Annotated in this window: 1 protein-coding gene; it reads left to right on the top strand. The window is 47.0% G+C overall.

Going from position 1 to position 1670, the window contains the following annotated elements; translation table 11 throughout:
• Window positions 1-1670: SEL1-like repeat protein (locus QSJ36_RS12770; RefSeq protein ID WP_285468793.1), on the top strand; the 1670-nt coding region annotated here is incomplete at both ends.

Raw genomic sequence — 1670 nt, 5'->3', positions numbered from 1 at the left:
TACAAAGCGGCGAAACAAGGCCATGCCAAAGCCCAATACAATCTGGGAGTGGCTTATGCCACATCCCTTGGTGTTGAGCATAATGATACCGAAGCACGCAAATGGTTGCTTAAATCGGCTCAGCAGGGATTTGCAAACGCTCAATTCAACATGGGGTTGCTGGAAGCCAAAGGAACTTCAGGGACAAGAAATATGGAACAAGCCTTTGGATGGTTCCTGAAAGCGGCCGAACAGGGATTACCTAATGCACAGTTTATGACTGGTCTCTTATATTCTTCCGGAGAAGGATGCCGGAAAGACCACGATGAAGCCATGAAATGGATTTCAAAGGCGGCGGAACAGAATGATACGAAAGCCTTGTTATGGCTGGGTGATTCCTACGCCTTGAATGATGATATGAAGAAAGCCTTTTCACACTGGAAGAAAGCGGCCGATCTCAATCATCCCAAGGCCTTGTATATTCTGGCCCAATGTTATGAACAGGGGAATATGGTGGAACAAAATGAACAGCAGGCTTTCGAGCTGTACCGGAAAGCGGCGGAATTGGGTCATATCCAAGCCATGAATGCTCTAGCGCTTTATTATCTTAACGGGAAAGGAGGAATTCCGAAAAATCCTCAAATTGCCATTTCCTGGCTTACAAAAACAGCGGAAGAAGAGGATGCATATGCCCAAAACTTGCTCGGGATGGGATATTTATATGGGTTGGGAAATATTCCCCAGGATCTGCAACTGGGGGCACAATGGACACTCCGGGCGGCCCGGCAAGGGGTTCCTGAGGCTCAGAAACGCGCCGGCAGTATGTATTTCACGGGTATGGGAGTTGAAAAAAATATAAAAGAAGCCGTATCGTGGTGGGAGAAAGCCGTCGCTCAGGAAGAGAAAAGCGCTCAATTCAGTTTAGGCTTATGTCTTATTGATGGAAATGGAACCGGAAAGGATCCGGCAAAAGGAATCAAATTGATTGAATTGTCGGCGAAGCAAGGAGACGCGGCAGCACAACAATACATGGGGCTTGCTTGTGCCCAGGGAGCATTTGGCATGGAAAAGAATATGGAAAAAGCGATCTCCTGGTGGGAAAAGGCAGCCTCTCAAAATAACCCTGCCTCACTATGTATTTTGGCCCAAATTTATGAAGAAGGCGTCCATAAACCCAGGAATGAAAATATGAGCATCCAGTTGTATCGTAAAGCGGCAGAAGGTGGAGACGCCATTGCTCAAAATGCGCTCGGTCATTTTTATACGCACGGTCTTCACGGTTTTCCCAAAGACCCTAAGCTTGCCTTTCAGTGGACGCTTAAATCGGCAGAGCAAGGTAATTCCAGTGCCATGGTCAATTTGGGGTATTTTTATGAAGTAGGAGATGGCTCAACCGATCCCAAACGCGTATTTGACAGGCCTTACGGTATCGTACCCAGAGATTACGACAAAGCTGCCGAGTGGTACGAAAAAGCAGCGGTTCAAGGTCATGTTCGTGCGCATTTTTACCTTGCTACAATTTACAGACTCAAATCAGACGATAAAAAATACATGGAATATCTTACCAGGGCCGCAACCCTGGGAGATCCGGAAGCTCAATTTGAAATAGCGAATACTTTTCAAAGTATCGGCGATCGTAAATCCGCCGTGACCTGGCTCATGAAAGCAGCCGAGCAAGGATTTACCAGAGC

This window comes from Akkermansia sp. NBRC 115031, from assembly GCF_030268505.1.
Taxonomy (GTDB): Bacteria; Verrucomicrobiota; Verrucomicrobiia; order Verrucomicrobiales; family Akkermansiaceae; genus Akkermansia; species Akkermansia massiliensis.
This window is presented reverse-complemented; position numbering and strand designations above follow the sequence as displayed.